Below are 22,635 nucleotides of genomic sequence, written 5' to 3'. Positions count from 1 at the left end.
CCGATGAGTCCCAGATCTAGCGCCTGGCAGCTGGAGATAGCGGGCGCAAATCCCGACTCCCGAATCCCAACCGTTAGAACCTAATGGAATGACGGCCCTAAACATTGACTGGTAGGCTTCACGACCCCCCAATCGGCCACGCGCGGTGATCCAGTTTCAGCGCCTGCACAAGTCCTATTCCGTTGACGGTCGCCAGATCGTGGCGCTGCATCCGCTCGATCTGCGGATCGGCCCCGGCGAGGTGTTCGGCATCATCGGCCATTCCGGTGCCGGCAAATCCACCCTGATCCGGCTGATCAACCGGCTGGAAGAACCCAGCGGCGGTCGCCTGCTGATCGGCGACGAAGACGTCACCGCGCTGGACAGCCAGGGCCTGCGCGCCCTGCGCCGGCGCATCGGCATGATCTTCCAGCACTTCAATCTGCTGTCCTCACGCACCGTGGCCGGCAACGTGGCCTTTCCGCTGGAACTGGCCGGCACGCCGCGCGCGGAGATCGATGCGCGGGTGGCCGAGCTGCTGGCCCGGGTGGGCCTGCAGGACCACGCCAACAAGTATCCGGCACAACTGTCCGGCGGACAGAAGCAGCGCGTCGGCATTGCGCGCGCGCTGGCCACCCGGCCGCAGATCCTGCTGTGCGACGAGGCCACCAGCGCACTGGACCCGCAGACCACCGCCTCGGTGCTGCAGCTGCTGGCGCAGATCAACCGCGAGCTGGGCCTGACCATCGTGCTGATCACCCACGAGATGGACGTGATCCGCCGCGTCTGCGACCGCGTGGCCGTGCTGGATGCGGGCCATCTGGTGGAAACCGGTCCGGTCACCGAGGTCTTTTTGCACCCCAAACACGCCACCACCCGGCGCTTCGTGTCCGAAGCCGAACATGTGGACGAAGCCGAACTACACCGCGATTTCGCCGCGGTCGGCGGGCGCATCGTGCGGCTCACCTTCCTGGGCAACGGCACCTACGAACCCGTGCTGGGCCGCATCGCCCGCGAGACCGGGGTGGACTACAACATCCTGTCCGGGCGCGTGGATCGCATCAAGGACACCCCCTACGGTCAGCTCGTCGTCGCGCTGACCGGCGGCGACCAGAACGCTGCACGCGCCGGCTTTGTCGCCGCCGGCGTGCATGTGGAGGATCTGCGCGTATGAACCCGATCGTTGCCGCTGCCGGCGGCTTCTTCCGCAATCTCGATGCCGCCAAGTGGGGCGACATCGGGCAGGCGACCCTGGACACCTTGCTGATGCTGGCCGGCGCGTTGCCGCTGACCTTGCTGATCGGCCTGCCGCTGGGCGTGGCGTTGTTTCTGTGCGGCGCGCCGCAGCTGCGCCGCCGTCCGGTGCTGTACGGCGCGCTGGCGCTGGTGATCAACCTGCTGCGCTCGGTGCCTTTCATCATCCTGATGATCGCGATGATTCCGCTCACGCTGATGCTGATGGGCACCTCGCTGGGCGTGCGCGGTGCGATCCTGCCGCTGGTGGTCGGTGCCGCGCCGTTCTATGCGCGCCTGGTGGAAACCGCACTGCGCGAGGTGGACCGCGGCATCATCGAAGCCAGCCAGGCGATGGGCGCCACCACCCGCCAGCTGGTGCTGCGGGTGCTGCTGCCCGAAGCGCGCCCCGGCCTGATCGCCGGCGCCACCGTCACCACCATCGCGCTGATCGGCTTCACGGCCATGGGCGGTGCGATCGGTTCCGGCGGGTTGGGCGATGTGGCCTACCGCGAGGGCTACATGCGCTCGCATGCGGATGTGGCGCTGATCACCGTCATCGCCCTGCTGGTGCTGGTGCAGCTGCTGCAGATGCTGGGCGACCGCCTGGTGGCGCACTACAGCCGGCGCTGAGCCGCGCAAGGCAGGGGCGGGGCGGCGGACGCTGGTCGTGCGCCCTGGCCATGGCCGCGCTGGCCGCGGTGGGGCAATCCGCGCGCCTGTCTGCATGGCATCGTGCGCCGTGCGTTGCGGCGGCGCGCTGCATCGCCGCCGCCGCCACGGTCTGCTAGGTTTAACGCCTGCGGCCTTTCCGCACTCCTCCTCCCACGGATCCCTACATGAGCACATTCGCGTTTCGTTCCCTCCTGGCTGCGGCCACGCTGGCGTTGGCGTCCTGCGGTGGCACCGGCGGCAGCAGTGGCGGCGACACCCTCACCGTGGCGGCCACGGCGGTGCCGCATGCCGAGATCCTGGAAGTGGTCGAACCGCTGCTGGCCAAGCAGGGCCTGACACTGGACGTGCGCGTGTTCAACGATTACGTACAGCCCAACGACCAGGTCGTGCAGAAGCAGATCGACGTCAATTATTTCCAGACCGAGCCCTACCTGGACGCGTACAACCGCGACCGCAAGAGCCAGCTGGTGACCGTGGTCGGCGTGCATATCGAGCCGTTCGGTGCGTACTCGCGCCGCTTCAAGGCGCTGGCCGACCTGCCCACCGGTGCCGATGTGGTGATCCCCAACGACCCCAGCAACAATAGCCGCGCGCTGATCCTGCTCGACAAGGCCGGCGTGATCAAACTCAAGGACCCGAGCAATGCGCTGTCGACCCAGCGGGATATCGTCGACAACCCCAAGCAGCTCAAATTCCGCGAGCTGGATTCGGCAATGCTGCCGCGCGTGCTGGATCAGGTCGACCTGGCGCTGATCAACACCAACTACGCGCTGGACGCCGGGCTCAATCCGACCCGCGATGCCCTGGCGATCGAAAGCAAGGAGTCGCCCTACGTCAACTTCCTGGTGGCGCGAGCGGACAACAAGGACGATCCGCGCGTGCAGAAACTGGCCAAGGCGCTGACCAGCCCGGAAGTGAAGGCCTTCATCGAGCAGAAGTACAAAGGCGCGGTGCTGCCCGCTTTTTAAGAGCGGCCGACACTAAGGCGTACGCAGCCGCCAGGTAAGCGCGGTTGCGATGCCGGAACTGCGGCGTCGATAGCGCCGAACACGCGCAGCTGCGCGCCTGCGTAGTAGCGTGGTCGGCCATCTTTCCCCGGCCACGTCCCGATGCCCTTGCTGCTTGCCATTCCGCTGGCCGTGATCATTGCCCTGGCAGTGTTCGCGGTGTTGTTCCCGTTGTCGCTGCTGCAGCGGTTCCGCGTGGGCACCGCACGTCGGCAGGCACGTGGCTGGCTGCTGATGATCAACCTGGTCTCGGCCGGCATCTCCAGCGTGCTGTTTGCGATCTTTAGCTTGATTGCGGCGGCGTTCTGGCCCGGCGCGATCAGCCATGCCGCGTTCGGATGGGCCTGCGGGCTGGCGCTGGGCGTGCTGGCCTTGCGCCTGACCCGCTTCGAGCGCACCGCGCAGGGCCTGTTCTATCGGCCGAATCTGTGGCTGGTGCTGGGCTTGACGGCGTTGGTGGTGGTGCGGGTGATCGCCGGGATGGTGCAGGGCTGGCGCAGTACCTGGCAGGGCGCCACGTGGCCGGTGGACGGCTGGCTCAGCCACGCCAGCCTGCTCGGCGCAGCCGGCGTGCTGCTCGGCTACGCGCTGGCCTACGCCACTCTGTTGTGGTGGCGGTGGCGCACCGCGCGCCTGCGCGGCAGCGTCTACTGGCGTTGAAGGCAGCGCCACGCTCGACTGCCTGCGCGACGATCAACGCTGCTGCGGTGTGGCCAGGGTCATCGCCCGTGCGCTGATGGGCGAGCTGCGCACCAGTCACTGATTGCGCACCCCGATGTCGCCGCCAGCTAAGCCCACGCGCGGGGCAGGTACCGCGACCCGCGCAACGCGCAAGCGACGCGCACAAAAAACGGGCCTTGCGGCCCGTCTTTCGTCAACTGACACATTGCGTACGGCAGGTGCGTGCTTAGAAGCGCGCGCCGATGCCGAAGCCGACGGTCCACGGATCCAGTTCCAGCTCGCTGCCGGTGCCCTGGCCGCCAACCCGCAGTTCCGGACGCGAACGCATGTAGCGGGCGTCGGCGCGGGCGAACCAGGTGGAGTTGATGTTCATGTCCACACCGACGGTGCCGATCACGCCCTTGGCGGTATCCACGCCGACGTGCTGGCCGCTCGGCGAGGCCGCGTCGATCTTCTCGTTGCTGAAGTTCGACTCGTAGTAGCCCACGCCCACGAACGGACGGAACACGTTGTCGGCTTCGCCGAAGTGGTACTGGCCGCTGATGGCGATCGGCTGCTGCTCGACGGTACCGACCTTGCCCACGCCATCGGCGTTGACGCGGTGGTTGAACTTGTCGGCAGCGCCCCACAGTTCAACGGCCCAGTTGTCGTTGATGTAGTAGCTGGCGCTCAGCGTCGGTGCCGGGCCGCCATCGACGTCCAGGCCCGGAGCCGGATCGTTCTTCGGGTTCAGCAGGGCCACGCCACCGACCACGGCCCAATGCTTGCCGGAGGCAGTTTCAGCAGTGGAAGAAGTCGAGGAGGTGTCACTGGAATAGGTGGTGTCCTGCGCGAACGCGGACGGTGCAATCGCAAGTGCAGATACAGCAGCCAGGCTCAGGATGGAAATGGAACGCATGAGGATCTCCTCGTCTTGTTGTTAGGCCCGTGGAGTGGGCCGCGCCAAAACTATTCCTAAAAATCTGAATCCACGCCCACCTGCGGCTCGCTAAAATTTCGTTTGTTCAGGAACGTTCCCAAGAAGGCCGTGGTTGCACGATGCAGGCAGAAAAAGACATTCACGCAGATGCGAGTGCCGTGACGAAAAACGGCACATGTGAGGGCTTGCCAGCGCACGTTCGTAACGATTGTCGCGTGCTGGTGCTCGGCTCGATGCCCGGCATCGCCTCGCTGGATGCTGGTCGCTACTACGCGCATCCGCGTAATCGGTTCTGGCCTGTCATGCATGCCCTGTTGGGCATCGATGCGGCCGTTCCCTATGCCTTGCGCATGCAGGCACTGCTCCACGGCGGGCTCGGTCTGTGGGACGTGATCGGCCAGTGCGTGCGCCCCGGCAGCCTGGACACCGCCATCGTTGCCGACAGCATCGTGATCAACCCGCTGCCCACGATGTTGTCCACGTTGCCGCAACTGCGGCTGGTGGCCTGCAACGGCGCTGCCGCCGCCAAGGCCTGGCAGCGGCATGTGCACCGGCTGCTCCCGGAACAGGCGCGCGCGGTGCCGATGCTGGCCTTGCCTTCCACCAGCCCGGCCAATGCTGCCTGGTCGTTGCCTCGCCTGTGTCAGGCATGGCAGCCCGTGCGTGATGCGTTGAAGTAAGCCGCTCGCCAGCGTATCGCCGCTGGTGTGCAATCGGTGCAACACACAGACCGCGCAGGTACGGCGGCTGTCGCCATCAGTCACGCCAGCCTCTGGCACAGGTGCAGCGGAGGCAGCGGCGGCACAGTGCAGGCAGCACACGGGGGAGCGAGAAGCTGGACCTGCGGTTGACGCGAAGCTTCAGCAAGCGCCAGCTCACGCCCATCGATATCGACCAGCAGATCGGTGCGCTGGTTGCCGAGCTGCTGCCGCAGCTGATCGGTGATGTGATCGCCGCGGCGGTGCAGTCGGCACTGACCGGAAACGACGCGCAGCTGCGCTCGCTCGATGGCCTGCAAGCGCGCATCGAGCGCATGGTCGAGCCGCAGGCACGTGCATTGCGGCCTCGCGCGCAGCAGCTGTGCACACGGGTCGACGCCCTCGATGCGCTGGACAATGCGCTGGCGTATCGTTTGCCCTCGGGCGAGCTACTGCAGCTGTTGCGGGTGGATCTGCGCATGTCGAAATAAGCGTACAGGTGCGCGCGCGGACGCTGCATCCTGCCGGGCGCGCGATTTTTTCCGCGGCAATGGTTGGCGCTGCGGCCCGCAGCCGGCCACAATAGGGGTTTCCCCATCTGTTGCCGGAGTTCCCCGTATGGCCGAAATCAAGGAAGCACTTGTCCCCGATATCGGTGACTACAGCGACGTCCCGGTAATCGAGGTGCTGGTGTCCGTCGGCGATACGGTCAGCAAGGACCAGAGCCTGGTCACGCTGGAATCGGACAAGGCCACGATGGAAGTGCCTTCGTCGGTGGCCGGCGTGGTCAAGGAGATCAAGGTCAAGGTCGGCGATTCGCTGTCGCAGGGCGCCCTGGTGGCGCTGATCGAAGTGGCCGATGCCGGCGCAGATACCGCCGCCAAGCCGGCCCCCGCCGCCGCGCCCGCCAAGGCCGCGCCCGCTGCGGCGCCGGCACCTGCCGCCAAGGCCGAGCCGGCTGCACCGGCGGCCGGTTCGGAAGGCGGCCTGATCGAGGCCACCGTGCCCGACATCGGCGACTACACCGACATTCCGGTGATCGAAGTGCTGGTCGCCGTGGGCGACACCGTTGCCAAGGACCAGAGCCTGGTCACGCTGGAGTCGGACAAGGCCACGATGGAAGTGCCGTCCTCGGCCGCAGGCGTGGTCAAGGAACTCAAGGTCAAGGTCGGCGACACGCTCTCGCAGGGCAATGTGGTGGCGATCATTGCCGCCAGCGATGGCGGCACCGGTGCGGCGCAGTCCCCGGCCAAGCCGACCACCGACACCGCCGAAACCGCGGGCAAGGTCGAGCCGGTTGCCGTCCCGGCCGAGCCGGACAAGTTGGCCCAGCGCGAAATCGCGCAGGTGCAGGGCGCGCGTTCCGGCGCTGGCACGCAGGCAGCGCAGGGCGGCCAGCCGTCCTCGGGCAAACCGAGCAGCCCGCCGGTGACCTTCGATGCCGACAGCGTGCTGCCGTCCAAGGTGCCGTATGCCAGCCCGGTGGTGCGCGTGTTTGCACGTGAACTCGGCGTGGACCTGGGCCAGATCAAGGGCAGTGAAAAGGGCGGCCGCATCACCCGTGAGGACGTGCAGCGCTTCGTCAAGGCCGCACTCAGCGGCGGCGCACCTGCCGCAGCCGGTGCCGCACCGGCCGGTGGTGGCAACGGCCTGAACCTGCTGGCCTGGCCGAAGGTGGACTTCAGCAAGTTCGGTGACACCGAAACCCAGCCGCTGTCGCGCATCAAGAAGATTTCCGGTGCAAACCTGGCGCGCAACTGGGCCATGATTCCGCACGTCACCCAGTTCGAATCGGCCGACATCACCGACCTGGAAGCCCTGCGCGTTGCCCTCAACAAGGAGAACGAGAAGGCCGGCATCAAGCTCACCATGCTCGCCTTCCTGGTCAAGGCCAGCGCCGCAGCGCTGAAGAAGTTCCCCGAGTTCAACGCCTCGCTGGATGCGGCCGGTGAAAACCTCACCCTGAAGAAGTACTTCCACATCGGGTTTGCCGCCGATACGCCGAACGGCCTGGTGGTGCCGGTGATCCGCGACGTCGACAAGAAGGGCGTGCTGCAGATCGCCCAGGAAAGCGGCGAGCTGGCCAAGAAGGCGCGCGACGGCAAGCTGGGCCCGGCCGACATGAGCGGCGGCTGCTTCTCGATCAGCTCGCTCGGCGGCATCGGCGGCACCGCGTTCACGCCCATCATCAATGCGCCGGAAGTGGCGATCCTGGGCGTGTCCAAGTCGGCGATGCAGCCGGTCTGGAACGGCAAGGACTTCTCGCCCAAGCTGATGCTGCCGTTGTCGCTGAGCTACGACCACCGCGTCATCGACGGCGCCTTGGCAGCCCGTTTCACCACCTACCTCAGCCAGGTGCTGGCCGACATGCGTCGCGTCCTGCTGTGAAGCCTGCGCTGCTGACGATCGCCCTGCTTGGCGCGTTGCCGTGGACCTGTGCCGTGGCGCGCGAGTGCGACAGCACGCTCGGGCGCGGCTGGCCGCCGGCAGTGGGCAACTACGGCACTGCGGTGACCACGCTGCTCGATGGCGCCAGCAAGCCGGCCTTGTCGTTGCTGACCCTGCCCACACGTGGGGTGGAGAGCGGCGTGTCGCTGGTGCCGGGCAAGGACGGCGCCGACTGGACCCTGCGGCACAGCCGCGCCGACGAGCGCGTCTACAGCTGGGTCAGTCAGGCCGATCGCGGCAGCGTGCAGTTCCGCACCGAGCAGACCCCGGAAACGGTCGAGATCCCGATTCCGGCGGCCCTGGCCAGGCGCCTGGTCAGCAGCTGGACCGCTGCACTCACCCAGCTGGCGCCGACCGGCCGTACTGCGCCGGTGACCGAGGGCGAGGTTGTGTCGTTCCAGGTGGAGGGCGTGCGCTACAGCGGCACGCGCCCGAACTGCGGTGCCGGCGAGCTGCTGCTGCAACAGGCCGCGCTGCTGATCGAAGCCAGCGACGGCAAGGAAAAGAAGCGCGACAAGCGCTGGACCCAAATCGAATCGTCGCTGGATGAACTTCAGCAGACGCTTGCCGGCACGGCCGGTTGAGCCACAGGAGAAGCAAATGGCGGTCATTGAAATCAAGGTTCCCGACATCGGCGATTACAGCGATGTCCCCGTCATCGAAGTGCTGGTTGCCGTGGGCGACAGCGTGGCCAAGGACCAGGGCCTGGTGACACTGGAATCGGACAAGGCCACGCTGGAAGTGCCGTCCTCGGCCGCCGGCGTGGTCAAGGAACTCAAGGTCAAGGTGGGCGACAACCTTTCCGAAGGTGCGGTCGTGCTGCTGCTCGAGACCGAAGGCGAAGCCGCCGCGCCGGCAGCGCCTGCCAAGGCCGACACCAAGGCGGCCCCGGCCGCTGCAGCGCCTGCCGCCGCTCCGGGCAGCAAGCCGCCGGTGACGCCGTCGCATCGCGCTCCGGTCGAGCCGGCAGCGCCCAAGCCGGCGCTGGCCAGCGGCAAGCCCGCCGATATCGAATGCAAGATGGTGGTGCTCGGCGCCGGCCCCGGTGGTTATACCGCCGCGTTCCGCGCGGCCGACCTGGGCCTGGACACGGTGCTGATCGAACGCTACGCCAGCCTCGGCGGCGTCTGCCTCAACGTGGGCTGCATTCCGTCCAAGGCGCTGCTGCATGCGGCAGCGGTAATCGACGAGGTCGCCCATGCCGGCGACTTCGGCGTGGACTTCGGCCAGCCCAGGATCACCCTGGACAAGCTGCGCGAGTACAAGGAAAAAGTGGTCGGCAAGCTCACCGGCGGCCTGGCCAGCATGGCCAAGCAGCGCAAGGTACGCACCGTCACCGGTGTGGCCAGCTTCGTCTCGCCCAACGAGCTGGAGATCGTCGGCGACGACGGCAAGACCCAGCTGCTGCGCTTCGAGCACTGCATCATCGCGGCCGGCTCGCAGGCGGTGAAGCTGCCCAACTTCCCGTGGGACGACAAGCGCGTGATGGACTCCACCGACGCGCTGGAGCTGCACGACATTCCCAAGACCCTGCTGGTGGTCGGCGGCGGCATCATCGGCCTGGAAATGGCCACGGTGTACAGCGCGCTCGGCAGCAAGGTCACCGTGGTCGAGTTCATGGACCAGCTGATGCCGGGCGCCGACAAGGACCTGGTCAAGCCGCTGGCCGACCGCCTGAAGAAGCAGGGCGTGGAGGTCCATCTCAAGACCAAGGCCACCGACGTCAAGGCCGATACCAGCGGCATCACCGTGTCGTTCGAAGCGGCGGTGGAAGGCGAAAAGCCGGGTCTGCAGGCCACCGCCTACGATCGCGTGCTGGTCGCCGTGGGCCGTACGCCCAACGGCAAGAAGATCGGCGCGGAGAAGGCCGGCGTCACCATCACCGACCGCGGCTTCATCCCGGTGGACCGGCAGATGCGCACCAACGTGCCGCACATCTTCGCCATCGGCGACATCGTCGGTAACCCGATGCTGGCGCACAAGGCCACCCACGAAGGCAAGCTGGCCGCCGAAGTGGCTGCCGGCGAGAAGAAGGAATGGGTGGCGCGGGTGATTCCGTCGGTGGCCTACACCAACCCGGAAATCGCCTGGGTCGGTGTTACCGAAACCGAAGCCAAGGCTAAGGGTCTGAAGGTCGGCGTAGCCAAGTTCCCGTGGGCCGCCAGCGGTCGTGCGATCGGCATCGGCCGCACCGAAGGCTTCACCAAGCTGATCTTCGACGAAGAGACCCATCGCGTGATCGGTGGTGCCATCGTCGGCGTGCATGCCGGTGACCTGCTGGCCGAAATCGGCCTGGCCATCGAGATGGGCGCCGAAGCCGAAGACATCGGCCACACCATCCACGCGCATCCGACCCTGAGCGAATCGGTCGGCATGGCGGCCGAGGTCTACGACGGCACCATCACCGACCTGTACATCCCCAAGAAGAAGTAAGCGCCGTGCCGCACGGCCGTGCCGCCACGTGTGGTGCGGTTGTTGCGGTGGTGAGTCGACGCATGGAGGTCGTCATGGGGCAGGGCAATCTGTGTCCTGAACTGCAGGCGCTGCTGCAGCGCGAACTGGCCAGTGGCAACCGTATCGCCGAGCCGCCGCAGCGAACCGACTGGCCACATCCGGGCTCGGTGTTCGTCTCGCTCAAGCGCGACCTGCGCAGCGACGCGGCGTCGCTGCCGGCAACGGTGCAGCATGCGATCTGCACCGATCCCCACTACGGTTGGCACGACGAGTGCTACTGCACCACGCACCGGCATCTGTTGGTCGCGGGTGCGACCAAGCCGCCCTGAGCGTGTGTCCGCTGCTGCCATGGGTTGCAGCCGCGTCGGTTACTTGCCATGCATCCGTAAAACGACAGAACCCCGCATCGCTGCGGGGTTCTGCATGAGGCTGCTTTTGCGGGTCCCGGGTACCGGGGCCCGAAAGAATCAGAACGCGAACGTCACGCCTGCGACCGGGCCCTTGAACTCCTGCTTCAGGCCGATCAGGCCGTCGCTGCCGCGCTGGTCGACGTCGAGCTTGAACCAGTCGTAGCCGGCGAAGATGCCGAAGTTCTTGGTGAAGCGGTATTCGGCCATCGCGTTGGCGCGGCTCAGATCGCCTTCGTAATCACCGAAGTCGCCCCAGCTGGTGTTGAGGTACTGGCCCTGCACGTTGAACAGCCAATGCTCGCTTGGGCGTGCGGTGAAGCGGATACCCACCACCGGCGCGGCGCCGTCTTCGCTTTCGTCCAGCACGTCGCCGGAGAACACGCTGCCCAGATCGGCATACGCATTGGCTTCGACCTTGGCGTACTCGGCACCGATCTGCAGGCCGAGGCTGAATTCGGGGGTGTCGATCACCGAGTAGTCGTACACCAGGGTCGCAACCTGGTACTTCAGCTCGCCCTTGATGAAGCTGCCGGTCGGCACGGTCACGCCACCGGCGCTCAGATCCTGGGTCAGGGTCTCGCGGCGGTCCTTGTCGTACTTGAAGTAATCGAAGATCAGGCGCTGACGGGTGCTGATGCGGAACACGCCATCCACGCGCGGCTCCCATTCCTTGCCGCCGAGCTTGAAGTCTTCGTTGACCGACACGTTGTTGCCAGCCACCAGCGTGTTGCCACGGATGGTGTTGTCGTTGTCGACGTTCATCGCACCGAGGCGAAGCTGGAAGCGGTCGTCGGTATCTTCGGCGTGTGCGGGCGCGACATAGCCGACGGCCAGAACGCACGGGATCGCCAGTGCGAGAAGGTGTTTCATGGGGAGCTCCGAATTCTTGGAATGGTCAGGCCGTTGAGCCAGTGCGGCGCATGTTCGATAAGGCGGCGTCGTCCAAAAGTGAAGAACCCGTCGCATGTCCGTGAAGGTGCATATAGCAATCGGACAAAACGGTCCGCAACGCCAGCAGGCACAGGCGCCGCCGCTGTCCAGCCCTGAAAACGCTGCCGGTCGCGATGGGCCCAAAATGTGCGGCAGTGCATACCCTGCGGTACGTTCGACTGCGCAGACTGCGCAGACTGCGCAGACTGCGCAGACTGCGCAGTGACTTCTCGATGTCGCCGGGCCATGCTCGTTCCGCGCGCTGGCGAAGCGAGCGGTCGTGCACCGCAGCGGATTGGACCGCGGATGGGAAAGTGTCAGGGTGCGACAAAATGCGTAAAAAGCAGGAGCCCCGGTTTCCCGGGGCCCCCAGACGCGGCCTGCGGCGCGACCTTTCGACGAGGATGTGCAGGCCTCGCCGGTTATGACCGTCGGTTTGTGGCAAAGTTCCCACCCGTCGCCGCCATCGCCACATGGTGCATCGCAACAACGAATGACCTTTGCCGGTTGTCTCGCAATTTGTCCCATTGCTATACTTTCGCGGCTCGACGAGGCGCAACTGCGCTTCCCACTCATTCACACGTAAGGTAACCGTGGTGCTGAACTCCGTTGACGCGGGTCGGCGGTTGATGCTGCGCGCTGCGGTATATCCGCTTGCTGCCGTAGCTATAACCAGTCTGGGGTTGCTGTTGGTCGGTCCCCGTTACTCTGCCGGTCTGGCATTGACCGGGTTTGCGACGGTGCTGGGTGGTTGGGTGGCGGCACGCACCGCGCTCGGTGGCGGCATCCAGGCAGCCGGTATCGCCATGGTGCGGCTGGTGCTGGCGATGGTGCTGAAGTGGGTGTTGGTATTTGCGGCGTTGTCGCTGGGCTTTGCCCTGTGGCGGCTGCCTCCTCTGGCTCTGTTGGCGGGTATCGCCATCGGGTTGATTTTTCAGGTTCTGGCCCTGGCCAGACGTTGATTCGAACTTAAAGGGCTCCAGACACATGGCGGGCGAGGCAGCAACCCCTACCTCCTATATCCAGCACCACTTGCAGAACCTGATCTATCCGGTTCGCGAGGGTGGCGGCACGTTTTGGACCATCCACGTCGACACCCTGGTCATGGCCGTGTTGATGGGCCTGGTGATGGTGCTGGCATTCTGGACGGCGACCCGCAATGCCACTGCCGGCGTGCCGGGCAAGTGGCAGGCATTCGTGGAAATCTGCCTGGAGTTCGTCGACCGCCAGGCCAAGGACACCTATCACGGCAGCAGCAAGCTGGTGACGCCGATCGCGATCACCATCTTCTTCTGGATCCTGTTGATGAACCTCATCAAGATGATTCCGGCCGATTTCATCGCCATTCCGCTGGGCTGGGCCGGTATCCATGCCTGGAAGCCGGTACCCACCGCCGACGTCAATGCCACCTTGGGCATGTCGATCAGCGTGTTCTTCCTGATGATCGTGTTCTCGCTGCGCTCCAAGGGCGTGGGCGGCATGACCAAGGAATTCCTCACGGCGCCGTTCGGCAAGTGGATGATGCCGTTCAACCTGCTCTTGAACATCGTCGAGTGGCTGAGCAAGCCGATTTCGTTGGCGATGCGACTGTTCGGCAACATGTTCGGCGGAGAGATCGTCTTCCTGCTGATCTGGGTGCTGGGCGGTGCGGGCATCGCCGGCATGGTCGCTGGCGGCGCGTTCGGCCTTGGCTGGATGCTGTTCCACCTGCTGGTGATTCCGCTGCAGGCGTTCATATTCATGATGCTGTCGATCGTGTATCTGAGCCTGGCCGAAGACAGCCACTGAGTTTGCGTCACCCTTCATCTGCTTCATTCCGCTTCATCCATCACCCTTAGAAACTTTCGTTCGGAGATCACCATGTACCTCGCCGTCCTGACCAACCTCGCTCAAGTCCAGAGCTCCACCGTCCTCGCCGTCGGCATCATGATCGGCCTGGCCGCGCTGGGTGCCGGCCTCGGTCTGGCCATCATGGCTGGCAAGTTCCTGGAATCGGCTGCGCGCCAGCCGGAACTGATCCCGGTGCTGCAGGTTCGTATGTTCATCACCGCCGGCCTGATCGACGCCGCGTTCATCATCAGCGTCGCCGTCGGCCTGCTGTTTGCCTTTGCCAACCCGTTGGTCGGTGAGTTCGTCAAGCGTCTTCCGCAGGTCGCCGGCTGATCCAGCGGTAGCAGGATGTGGATGCGGCCGCATGCGGTTGCATCCGCGGATGAAGGTCGGAAAGCGCCGCCCGCGCGGTGGCGCTTTCACCCCTAAACAGCGATTGAGCGACCCATGGATATCACCCTTACCATCTTTGCCCAGGCGCTGGCCTTCGCCGGTCTGATCTGGATCGTCGCGACCAAAATCTGGCCGCCGCTGTTGCAGGCGATCGAAGAGCGTCAGCAAAAGATCGCTGAAGGTCTGGCTGCGGCCGATCGCAGTCAGAAGGATCTGGCGCAGGCGCAGGAAAAGGTCAACGAAGCATTGAAGGACGCACGCACCAAGGCCAACGAGATCATCGATCAGGCCCATGCGCGCGCCAACCAGATCATCGAAGCGGCCAAGCTGGAGGCAATCGCCGAAGCCAACCGTCAGAAGGATCTGGCCCAGACCGAAATCGACGCATCCGCCACCCGTGCCCGCGAAGAACTGCGCAGGCAGGTCTCGGTGCTGGCCGTCAGCGGCGCAGAAAAGCTGCTCAAGCGCGAAATCGACGCCAACGCCCACAAGGCGCTGCTCGACGAGCTGGCGGCGGAGATTTAAGCGATGAGTCAGGCCCTCACACTTGCCCGTCCCTACGGCCGTGCCGCGTTTGCGATCGCGCGTGAGGGCGGCACATTCGCGCCCTGGTCCGATGCGCTGGCGTTTTCGGCGCAGGTGGCTGGCGATCCGCGCGTGGCTGCATTGCTGCTCAACCCGGCCCTGGGCCAGGAACAGGCAGTGACGCTGCTGGCGCCGCCGCAGGCAGGCGAAGACTATCTGCGCTTCCTCGGCCTGCTGGCCGATGCGCAGCGGCTGTCGCTGCTGCCGGAAGTAGCGGGGCTGTACGAACAGCTGCGCGCCGAAGCCGAACACGTCGTCAAGGCGACCGTGACCTCGGCCACCGAGATGAGCCCGGCCGAGCTGGACACGATTGCCGTCGCGCTGAAGAAGCGTTTCGGCCGCGAGGTGGACATCACCACCGCGGTGGATGCGTCGCTGATCGGCGGCGCGGTGATCGACACCGGCGACGTGGTCATCGACGGCTCGCTGAAGGGCAAGCTTGCGCGTCTGCAAAGCTCGCTCGCCCACTGAATTCACATAAACGCATGGCCCTCGCGGCCGGCACCTAGGACTGAACGATGGCAACCACGCTCAACCCCTCCGAAATCAGCGACCTGATCAAGACCCGCATCGAGACGGTCAAGCTGTCCGCGGAGTCGCGCAACGAAGGCTCCGTGACCAGCGTGTCCGACGGCATCGTGCGCATCTTCGGCCTGGCCGATGTGATGCAGGGCGAAATGATCGAACTGCCGAACAACACCTTCGCCCTGGCATTGAACCTGGAGCGCGATTCGGTCGGCGCCGTGGTGCTGGGCGACTACGAGAGCCTGCGCGAAGGCGACGTGGCCAAGACCACCGGCCGCATCCTGGAAGTGCCGGTGGGTCCGGAGCTGCTGGGTCGCGTGGTCAACGCACTCGGCGAGCCGATCGACGGCAAGGGCCCGCTGGGCGCCACCCAGACCGCACCGGTGGAGCGCGTGGCGCCCGGCGTGATCTGGCGCAAGTCGGTCGACCAGCCGGTGCAGACCGGTTACAAGTCGGTCGATGCAATGATCCCGATCGGCCGCGGCCAGCGCGAGCTGGTCATCGGTGACCGCCAGACCGGCAAGACCGCGCTGGCGATCGATGCGGTGATCAACCAGAAGGGCACCGGCATCAAGTGCGTGTACGTGGCGATCGGCCAGAAGGCCTCGACCGTTGCCAACATCGTGCGCAAGCTCGAAGAGAACGGCGCGCTGGCGCACACCGTGGTGGTGGCTGCGACCGCGTCCGAATCGGCCGCGATGCAGTACATCAGCCCGTACGCCGGCTGCACCATGGGCGAGTACTTCATGGACCGCGGCGAAGACGCGCTGATCGTGTACGACGATCTGTCCAAGCAGGCCGTGGCCTACCGCCAGATCTCGCTGCTGCTCAAGCGCCCGCCGGGTCGCGAAGCCTACCCGGGCGACGTGTTCTATCTGCACTCCCGCCTGCTCGAGCGCGCTGCGCGCGTGTCCGAGGAATACGTGGAGAAGTTCACCAACGGTGCGGTGACCGGCAAGACCGGCTCGCTGACCGCGCTGCCGATCATCGAAACGCAGGCCGGCGACGTGTCCGCATTCGTGCCGACCAACGTGATCTCGATCACCGACGGCCAGATCTTCCTGGAAACCGACCTGTTCAACGCCGGTATCCGCCCGGCCGTCAACGCCGGCATCTCGGTGTCGCGCGTCGGTGGTGCAGCCCAGACCAAGATCATCAAGAAGCTGTCCGGCGGCATCCGTATCTCGCTGGCGCAGTACCGCGAGCTGGCGGCGTTTGCGCAGTTCGCCTCGGACCTGGACGAAGCCACCCGCAAGCAGCTCGAGCGCGGTCAGCGCGTCACCGAGCTGATGAAGCAGAAGCAGTACGCGCCGATGTCCATCGCCAACCAGGCGCTGTCGATCTACGCGGTCAACGAGGGTTTCCTCGACGACGTACCGGTCAACAAGTTGCTGGCGTTTGAAGAAGGCCTGCACGCGCACTTCGCCAACACCCAGGGCGAGTTGGTCAGCAAGATCAACAGCACCGGCGGTTGGGACAACGACATCGAAGCGGCGTTCAAGAAGGGCATCGCAGAGTTCAAGACCACGGGTAGCTGGTAAGAGCCGGGACCCGGGACCTGGGACCGGGGACCCGCGCAAGCGGAGATCCCGGTCCTCCGCCCCAGGTACCAGGAAACAATAACGACGCGTGATTGCGGGGCCTGCCGGGTCCCGGGTCCCGGGTCCCGAGTCCCGAGAAGAGAAATGGCAGGCGGACGCGAAATCAAAACCAAGATCAAGAGCGTGCAGAACACCCGCAAGGTGACGCGCGCGCTCGAAATGGTCTCGGCCTCCAAGATCCGCAAGGCGCAGGACCGCATGAAGACCTCGCGTCCGTATGCGCAGGCGATGAAGCAGGTGATCGGGCATCTGGCGCAGGCCAGCACCGATTTCCAGCATCCGTTCCTGGTCGAGCGTGAGCAGGTCAAGCGGGTCGGCTACATCGTGATCTCTTCCGACCGCGGCCTGGCCGGTGGTCTGAACAACAACCTGTTCCGCAAGATGCTGGGCGAAGTGCGCCCATGGCAGGACAAGGGCGCCGAGGTCGACGTAGTAACCATCGGCCAGAAGGCCTCGGCGTTCTTCCGTCGCATCAAGGTCAACATGGTCGGCAGCGTGACCCACCTGGGCGACAGCCCGCAGGTGGAACAGCTGATCGGCGTGATCAAGGTGATGATCGATGCCTTCATCGAGGGCCGTGTGGATCGCGTGTACTTGGTCTACAACCGTTTCGTGAACACCATGACGCAGAAGGCCAGCTTCGATCAGCTGCTGCCGCTGCCGGCCGCCGAGCACAAGGTGGCGCAGCACGATTGGGACTACCTGTACGAACCCGATGCCGCCACCGTGCTGGAGCACGTGATGACGCGTTACATCGAGTCGCTGGTGTACCAGGCGGTGCTGGAAAACGTGGCCTCCGAACATGCCGCGCGCATGGTGGCGATGAAGGCCGCCAGCGACAACGCCAACAAGATGATCGGCACCTTGCAACTGGTCTACAACAAGGCGCGCCAGGCGGCGATCACCCAGGAAATTTCGGAAATCGTCAGCGGCGCGGCCGCTGTGTAGCCGGGAATGGAGAATCGGGAAACGGGAATAGGCAAGGCCGTCGGTGCTCTTGATCTTCCCATTCCCCATTCCCCATTCTCGATTCCCCATTCCCGACACCAGAATCGAACAGACATTAGTGGAGTTATCCAAATGAGTCAGGGCAAGATCGTTCAGATCATCGGCGCGGTCGTCGACGTCGAATTCCCGCGTAATGAAGTGCCGAAGGTGTATCACGCGCTCAAGGTCGACGGCACCGAAATCACCCTGGAAGTGCAGCAGCAGCTGGGCGACGGCGTCGTGCGCACGATTGCGCTGGGCTCCACCGACGGCCTGAAGCGCAACCTGGTCGCCACCAACACCGAACGCGCCATTTCGGTGCCGGTCGGTGCCGGTACGCTGGGCCGCATCATGGACGTGCTGGGTCGCCCGATCGACGAAGCCGGTGACGTGCAGGCCTCGGATCACTGGGAAATCCATCGCGGCGCACCGTCGTATGAAGACCAGTCGTCCAGCACCGAATTGCTGGAAACCGGCATCAAGGTCATCGACCTGATGTGCCCGTTCGCCAAGGGCGGCAAGGTCGGCCTGTTCGGCGGCGCCGGCGTCGGCAAGACCGTCAACATGATGGAACTGATCAACAACATCGCCAAGGCGCACAGCGGTCTGTCCGTGTTCGCCGGCGTGGGCGAGCGTACCCGTGAGGGCAACGACTTCTACCACGAGATGAAGGACTCCAACGTCCTGGACAAGGTCGCAATGGTGTACGGCCAGATGAACGAGCCGCCGGGCAACCGTCTGCGCGTGGCGCTGACCGGCCTGACCATGGCCGAGTACTTCCGCGACGAGAAGGACGCCAGCGGCAAGGGCAAGGACGTGCTGCTGTTCGTGGACAACATCTACCGCTACACGCTGGCCGGTACCGAAGTGTCCGCACTGCTCGGCCGCATGCCGTCGGCAGTGGGCTACCAGCCGACGCTGGCCGAAGAAATGGGCGTGCTGCAGGAGCGCATCACCTCGACCAAGAGTGGTTCGATCACCTCGATCCAGGCCGTGTACGTGCCCGCAGACGACCTGACCGACCCGTCGCCGGCGACCACCTTCGCCCACTTGGACTCGACCGTTACGCTGAGCCGTAACATCGCTTCGCTGGGTATCTACCCGGCCGTGGATCCGCTGGATTCCACCAGCCGCCAGATGGACCCGCTGGTGATCGGGCACGAGCATTACGACACCGCCCAGCGCGTCCAGCAGACCTTGCAGAAGTACAAGGAACTGAAGGACATCATCGCGATCCTGGGCATGGACGAGCTGAGCGAAGAAGACAAGCAGTCGGTGTCGCGCGCACGCAAGATCGAGCGCTTCTTCAGCCAGCCCTTCCACGTGGCCGAAGTGTTCACCGGCTCGCCGGGCAAGTACGTCTCGTTGAAGGACACCATCCGCGGCTTCAAGGCGATCTGCGACGGCGAATACGACCACCTGCCGGAGCAGGCGTTCTACATGGTCGGCAGCATCGAAGAAGCGGTCGAGAAGGCCAACAAGATGAGCGCCAAGGCCTGATGCGATCCCAGCCGCTACGCGGCTGGAATCGGGAATCGGGAATCGGGAATCGTAAAGGCGGGTCATCGGTGGATTGGAATTGAACGGAATCGGAAAAGCGTGCAGCCAGCCGCTCTTCCCATTCCTGATTCCCGATTCCCGATTCCCCGCCTCACTACAGTGAGGCACCATGAGCACTATCCGTTGCGACATCGTCAGCGCCGAGAAGGAAATCTTCCACGGTGAGGCGACGCTGGTCGTGGCTACCGGCGAGCTGGGCGAGCTGGGCATTGCGCCCAAGCACGCACCGCTGATCACCCGCCTGAAGCCGGGCAAGGTGGTGGTCACCACTGCCAGTGGCGAACAGCTGGACTTCGCCATTTCCGGCGGCATCCTGGAAGTGCAGCCGCAGGTGGTGACCGTGCTGGTCGACACCGCGGTGCGTGCGCAGGACATCGACGAGGCCGCCGTCCGCAAGGTCAAGGAAGAAGCCGAGCGGCTGCTGGCCAACCGTGGTGACACGGTGGACGTGGCCCAGGCGCAGCGTCAGCTGGCCGAGGCGACGGTGCAGTTGCAGGCGCTCGAACGCCTGCGTCGTAATCTCAAGCACTGAGCGCGTGCCTGGCCCTTCAAGGGTCAGGCATCGCGATGCCCGTGTACTGCCGCACCCAGGTGTGGACCGCAAACGCCGACCTTCGTGTCGGCGTTTTCGTTTCTGGAGCCGCGGTTGCGGGACAGCACGCCATGTTCTGTGGGTAACAGGCACACTGCGCGCTTGTGCCGTGGTGCGATGCGGGATGCGCCGTTACGACGGTTTGTGTGCCTTGGTTGGCGTCTGCGCGTCATCGCCGCAGGCAACCTGTCGTGGAGGATCGTTACATGACCCACTGGGTGGATGGCTTCCGTCGTTACGTCATGACCGGCATGCTGACGGCCGCACTGCTGGGGTGCGCGTGGCCGGCGCGCAGCCAGCCGTCGCTGGACCCGCTGCTGGACCGCATCGTGGCGCGCAATGCCATCGGCGATGCCGTGGCGTTGAGCAAGTGGGACAGCGGCAAGCCGGTACTGGACCAGACGCGCGAAGCCGCAGTGTTGCTGAGCGTGCGCGATCAGGCATCCCACCATGGGCTGGAGCCCGATGACGCGGTGCGTTTTTTTGCCGCGCAGATCGAGGCCAACAAGGCGGTGCAATATGCACTACTGAATCGCTGGCACGAGCGCGGCCGCGCGCCGGATACCGCCCGGCCGGATCTGGCCGCGTTGCGCGCACGGCTGGACCAGCTGCAAGGCGAGTTGCTCGATGCACTGGCCGCCGCAGGTCCCGCACGCGCGGCGCGGGAGTGCCCGACCGATACCGCACGCGCGGCTGCGCGCTATGCCGCGCAGTGGCAACTGGACGCACTGCATCGCGCGGCACTGGTGCGTAGCCTGGGCGACTTCTGCCAGCAGGTGGGCAACAAGACCTAGCGGGCGGCAATCGGCGCGACGGGTTCGACAGGCGAGCAGACCATGCAGGGGCGTGTGTGGGTCTATGCGCTTGCAACGTGTGCTGGAACGAGTGGCCGCATCTGCAATCAGGTGGATAACCGCGCGGTCAGCGATCGGCCGCGTGGTCTGGCGACCTGTGGGTGACGCGGTTGTTTACCAATAGCGTCCAACGACGGCGACGCCGGGTTCGTGCGCGGTTGTCAGCCTGAGGTCCGCGTGGGCGCCGCTGGCGGTCGTCTGCGACGGGAAAGGCAGGGGTCTGAACGACATGCCTGTCGCATGGAGGCTGTTCGCCAGCGCTCCCTAAGCGAAGGCAGGCGCATTGTGCAGGACAGGTCGCGCCAGCGCGGCGCGTTCCATGCGCCAGGTCGCTGTACTCACTTGCCTGGCCTCAGCGATACACCACGTGCCGGCCCAAAAAAAACGACACGATTGCCAGCCCGCCTTCGACCAGCGGTTTGGCCAGCCAGGCCTGGCGCAGGCCGACCAGATCGACGGTGACCGACAGCAGCCAAGTGCTGATCAGCGTCAGCGCCAGCCACATCACCGCAAAGCGTCGGAAACGCTGCCAGCCAAGGCGAGCATCGCCTTGCCGGGCAAAGGTGTAGCGGCCGTTGAGCCAGAAGCCGAGCACCGCGCCGCTGACGCGCCCGAGCAGATTGGCCGGCACCGCAGGCATGCCGGCGGCCGTGGCCGCGATGAAGATGCCGCAATCCACCGCCAACTGCAGCGCGCCAATGAGGATGAACTGGCTGCCTTGGCGGAACAGGCTCATGCGGACCGAAGAGGAAGAAAGGGCGCCCATCCTAGCGGTCGCCGCGCTTAACGGTGTGTCATTGCCTGCCGATCCTCTGTGACGGGCACGCCGTGTTGCACTGCTGCGACTAGAATTTACGCATCTATCGTCTCGGGAACTGTTGATGACCCTGCCTTTGCACGTTGTGATCCTGGCCGCAGGCGAGGGCAAGCGCATGCGCTCGTCGCTGCCCAAGGTGCTGCAGCCGCTGGCGGGCCGGCCGATGCTGGCGCACGTGATCGCCACCGCACGCCAGCTGCAGCCGGCGGCGATCCATATCGTGTACGGGCACGGCGGCGACCAGGTGCGGGACGCATTCGCTGCGCAGCAGGATCTGCAATGGGCCGAGCAGCGCGAGCAACTGGGCACCGGCCACGCAGTGCAACAGGCAATGGATGCGATTCCGGATGCGGCCACGGTGCTGGTGCTGTACGGCGATGTTCCGCTGATCCGCAGCGAGAGCCTGCTGGAACTGCTGCACGCGCCGGGGCGCATGGCGGTGCTGGTCGCCGAACTCGCCAACCCCACCGGTTATGGACGCATCCTGCGCGATGCCGAAGGCAAGGTGGCAGCGATCATCGAGCAGAAGGATGCCAGCGAGGAGCAGCGCCGTATCCGCACCATCAATACCGGCATCCTCACCGCCGAATCCACCGCGTTGCGCCGTTGGCTGGGTGGCCTGTCCAACGACAACGCGCAGGGCGAGTTCTATCTCACCGATGTGTTTGCCAGCGCGGCCAGCGATTTCACGCCGGCCGACATGGTCTACGTGGCCGACCCGCAGGATGTGGAGGGCGCCAACGACCCCTGGCAGCTGGCCCAGCTGGAGCGTGCGTGGCAGACACGGGCGGCGCGGGCGCTATGCCTGCAGGGCGTGCGCATGGCCGACCCTGCGCGCGTGGAGCAGCGCGGCAGCGTGCAGGTGGGCCGCGACGTGCAGCTGGATATCGACGTGATTCTGGAAGGCGATGTGACCCTGGGCGATGGCGTGGTGATCGGTCCGTTCGTCCGGTTGCGCGACGTAAACCTGGGCGCGGGTACGCAGGTGCGCGCGCACTGCGACCTGGAAGGCGTGGTCACCGAAGGTGCGGTGCTGGTGGGCCCGTTCGCACGGCTGCGCCCCGGCACCGTGTTGGCCGATGGCGTGCATATCGGCAATTTCGTGGAGACCAAAAAGGTCACGATGGGCGTGGGCAGCAAGGCCAATCACCTCACCTACCTGGGCGATGCGGTCATCGGCAGCAAGGTCAACATCGGCGCCGGCACCATCACCTGCAATTACGATGGGGTGAACAAATCGCAGACCACCATCGGCGATGGCGCCTTTGTCGGCTCCAACAGCGCGTTGGTGGCACCCATCGAGATCGGCACCAATGCGACCATCGGCGCGGGGTCGGTGATCACCCGCGATGCACCGCCGGGCCAGCTCAGTGTGTCGCGTCCGCGGCAGACCGTGATCGAAGGATGGGAGCGACCTGCTAAAAAGTAGGCCGCCCTGTTGGCGGACAATACAGTGC

General features: G+C 65.4%; 23 protein-coding genes and 1 pseudogene. 21 read left to right on the top strand and 3 right to left on the bottom strand.

The genetic code is table 11. The features are described 5' to 3' along the window. Positions 1-145: 145 nt before the first annotated feature. The 4 genes from ACCQ10_RS17635 to ACCQ10_RS17620 all read left to right on the top strand — a co-directional run bounded on the left by ACCQ10_RS17635 (position 146) and on the right by ACCQ10_RS17620 (position 3,554). Positions 146-1,153 carry a methionine ABC transporter ATP-binding protein gene (locus ACCQ10_RS17635; protein ID WP_047693900.1) on the top strand — a complete coding sequence of 336 codons (1,008 nt, stop codon included), beginning with the start codon at positions 146-148 and terminating at the stop codon, positions 1,151-1,153. Then, the gene (locus tag ACCQ10_RS17630; protein WP_039564295.1) at positions 1,150-1,845 is read left to right on the top strand and encodes a methionine ABC transporter permease; all 696 of its coding nucleotides are present in this window, start codon (positions 1,150-1,152) and stop codon (positions 1,843-1,845) included. The genes ACCQ10_RS17635 and ACCQ10_RS17630 overlap by 4 nt, the downstream gene beginning before the upstream one ends. 206 nt (positions 1,846-2,051) lie before the next feature. Continuing rightward, positions 2,052-2,855, top strand: coding sequence for a MetQ/NlpA family ABC transporter substrate-binding protein (locus ACCQ10_RS17625; RefSeq protein ID WP_039409234.1), 804 nt, complete (start codon positions 2,052-2,054; stop codon positions 2,853-2,855). Between the two features lie 141 nt (positions 2,856-2,996). After that, positions 2,997-3,554 carry a CcdC protein domain-containing protein gene (locus tag ACCQ10_RS17620; RefSeq protein WP_184438193.1) on the top strand — a complete coding sequence of 186 codons (558 nt, stop codon included), beginning with the start codon at positions 2,997-2,999 and terminating at the stop codon, positions 3,552-3,554. Between the two features lie 247 nt (positions 3,555-3,801). Here ACCQ10_RS17620 and ACCQ10_RS17615 read toward each other — a convergent pair whose 3' ends face one another. Beyond that, positions 3,802-4,473 (bottom strand): OmpW/AlkL family protein, encoded by a 672-nt coding sequence (locus tag ACCQ10_RS17615; RefSeq protein WP_047693898.1) that lies wholly within the window; start codon positions 4,471-4,473, stop codon positions 3,802-3,804. Between the two features lie 140 nt (positions 4,474-4,613). Here ACCQ10_RS17615 and ACCQ10_RS17610 point away from each other — a divergent pair, with 140 nt between their 5' ends. The 6 genes and pseudogenes from ACCQ10_RS17610 (at position 4,614) to ACCQ10_RS17585 (ending at position 10,423) form a co-directional block, all read left to right on the top strand. Beyond that, positions 4,614-5,174 (top strand): DNA-deoxyinosine glycosylase, encoded by a 561-nt coding sequence (locus tag ACCQ10_RS17610; RefSeq protein WP_372361427.1) that lies wholly within the window; start codon positions 4,614-4,616, stop codon positions 5,172-5,174. Positions 5,175-5,194: 20 nt separating this feature from the next. Further along, a pseudogene (locus ACCQ10_RS17605) lies at positions 5,195-5,683 on the top strand (DUF2884 family protein); the annotation flags it as partial. A gap of 127 nt (positions 5,684-5,810) precedes the next feature. Then, positions 5,811-7,580, top strand: a complete 1,770-nt coding sequence (locus ACCQ10_RS17600; RefSeq protein WP_372361426.1) for a dihydrolipoyllysine-residue acetyltransferase — start codon at positions 5,811-5,813, stop codon at positions 7,578-7,580. Beyond that, positions 7,577-8,224 carry a hypothetical protein gene (locus tag ACCQ10_RS17595; protein ID WP_372361425.1) on the top strand — a complete coding sequence of 216 codons (648 nt, stop codon included), beginning with the start codon at positions 7,577-7,579 and terminating at the stop codon, positions 8,222-8,224. Before ACCQ10_RS17600 ends, ACCQ10_RS17595 begins: the two co-directional genes overlap by 4 nt. A gap of 16 nt (positions 8,225-8,240) precedes the next feature. Continuing rightward, on the top strand, positions 8,241-10,073 hold the full coding sequence (lpdA, locus tag ACCQ10_RS17590) for a dihydrolipoyl dehydrogenase (protein ID WP_372361424.1): 1,833 nt from the start codon (positions 8,241-8,243) through the stop codon (positions 10,071-10,073). 62 nt (positions 10,074-10,135) lie between these two features. Next, the gene (locus ACCQ10_RS17585; RefSeq protein ID WP_372361423.1) at positions 10,136-10,423 is read left to right on the top strand and encodes a hypothetical protein; all 288 of its coding nucleotides are present in this window, start codon (positions 10,136-10,138) and stop codon (positions 10,421-10,423) included. A 138-nt stretch (positions 10,424-10,561) separates the two neighbouring features. Here ACCQ10_RS17585 and ACCQ10_RS17580 read toward each other — a convergent pair whose 3' ends face one another. Then, entirely contained in the window at positions 10,562-11,374 is an 813-nt protein-coding gene (locus ACCQ10_RS17580; RefSeq protein WP_372361422.1) for a hypothetical protein, read from the bottom strand. A 656-nt stretch (positions 11,375-12,030) separates the two neighbouring features. On the opposite strand from ACCQ10_RS17580, the gene ACCQ10_RS17575 reads away from it, so the two are divergent. The 10 genes from ACCQ10_RS17575 (at position 12,031) to ACCQ10_RS17530 (ending at position 20,301) form a co-directional block, all read left to right on the top strand. Beyond that, positions 12,031-12,396 (top strand): hypothetical protein, encoded by a 366-nt coding sequence (locus ACCQ10_RS17575; protein WP_074059361.1) that lies wholly within the window; start codon positions 12,031-12,033, stop codon positions 12,394-12,396. Positions 12,397-12,421: 25 nt separating this feature from the next. Further along, a complete protein-coding gene (atpB, locus tag ACCQ10_RS17570) occupies positions 12,422-13,222 on the top strand; it encodes a F0F1 ATP synthase subunit A (RefSeq protein WP_047693890.1) in 801 nt (266 codons plus the stop codon). Positions 13,223-13,294: 72 nt separating this feature from the next. Continuing rightward, positions 13,295-13,597: a F0F1 ATP synthase subunit C gene (gene atpE, locus ACCQ10_RS17565; protein WP_115513946.1), complete on the top strand. Its 303-nt coding sequence runs from the start codon at positions 13,295-13,297 to the stop codon at positions 13,595-13,597. 114 nt (positions 13,598-13,711) lie between these two features. Next, positions 13,712-14,182 carry a F0F1 ATP synthase subunit B gene (locus ACCQ10_RS17560; protein ID WP_039409208.1) on the top strand — a complete coding sequence of 157 codons (471 nt, stop codon included), beginning with the start codon at positions 13,712-13,714 and terminating at the stop codon, positions 14,180-14,182. A 3-nt stretch (positions 14,183-14,185) separates the two neighbouring features. Continuing rightward, positions 14,186-14,713 carry a F0F1 ATP synthase subunit delta gene (locus ACCQ10_RS17555; protein WP_039409206.1) on the top strand — a complete coding sequence of 176 codons (528 nt, stop codon included), beginning with the start codon at positions 14,186-14,188 and terminating at the stop codon, positions 14,711-14,713. Between the two features lie 47 nt (positions 14,714-14,760). Next, complete coding sequence (gene atpA / locus ACCQ10_RS17550; protein ID WP_372361421.1) at positions 14,761-16,308, top strand: F0F1 ATP synthase subunit alpha; 1,548 nt, start codon at positions 14,761-14,763, stop codon at positions 16,306-16,308. Positions 16,309-16,452: 144 nt separating this feature from the next. Further along, positions 16,453-17,316, top strand: coding sequence for a F0F1 ATP synthase subunit gamma (gene atpG / locus ACCQ10_RS17545; protein WP_047693887.1), 864 nt, complete (start codon positions 16,453-16,455; stop codon positions 17,314-17,316). A gap of 132 nt (positions 17,317-17,448) precedes the next feature. Further along, positions 17,449-18,855, top strand: a complete 1,407-nt coding sequence (atpD, locus tag ACCQ10_RS17540; protein ID WP_003484008.1) for a F0F1 ATP synthase subunit beta — start codon at positions 17,449-17,451, stop codon at positions 18,853-18,855. Positions 18,856-19,024: 169 nt separating this feature from the next. Beyond that, positions 19,025-19,447: a F0F1 ATP synthase subunit epsilon gene (locus ACCQ10_RS17535; RefSeq protein ID WP_005992065.1), complete on the top strand. Its 423-nt coding sequence runs from the start codon at positions 19,025-19,027 to the stop codon at positions 19,445-19,447. Between the two features lie 266 nt (positions 19,448-19,713). Then, positions 19,714-20,301, top strand: a complete 588-nt coding sequence (locus tag ACCQ10_RS17530) for a chorismate mutase (protein ID WP_228888613.1) — start codon at positions 19,714-19,716, stop codon at positions 20,299-20,301. A 412-nt stretch (positions 20,302-20,713) separates the two neighbouring features. Here the strand turns inward: ACCQ10_RS17530 and ACCQ10_RS17525 are convergent, their stop codons facing one another. Then, positions 20,714-21,097 carry a GtrA family protein gene (locus tag ACCQ10_RS17525; protein ID WP_039409185.1) on the bottom strand — a complete coding sequence of 128 codons (384 nt, stop codon included), beginning with the start codon at positions 21,095-21,097 and terminating at the stop codon, positions 20,714-20,716. A 145-nt stretch (positions 21,098-21,242) separates the two neighbouring features. On the opposite strand from ACCQ10_RS17525, the gene glmU reads away from it, so the two are divergent. Further along, positions 21,243-22,607 carry a bifunctional UDP-N-acetylglucosamine diphosphorylase/glucosamine-1-phosphate N-acetyltransferase GlmU gene (gene glmU, locus ACCQ10_RS17520; protein ID WP_372361420.1) on the top strand — a complete coding sequence of 455 codons (1,365 nt, stop codon included), beginning with the start codon at positions 21,243-21,245 and terminating at the stop codon, positions 22,605-22,607. Positions 22,608-22,635 lie beyond the last annotated feature (28 nt).

The organism is Xanthomonas sp. NCPPB 1325, from assembly GCF_041477645.2.
Lineage (GTDB): Bacteria > Pseudomonadota > Gammaproteobacteria > Xanthomonadales > Xanthomonadaceae > Xanthomonas > Xanthomonas cannabis.
This window is presented reverse-complemented; position numbering and strand designations above follow the sequence as displayed.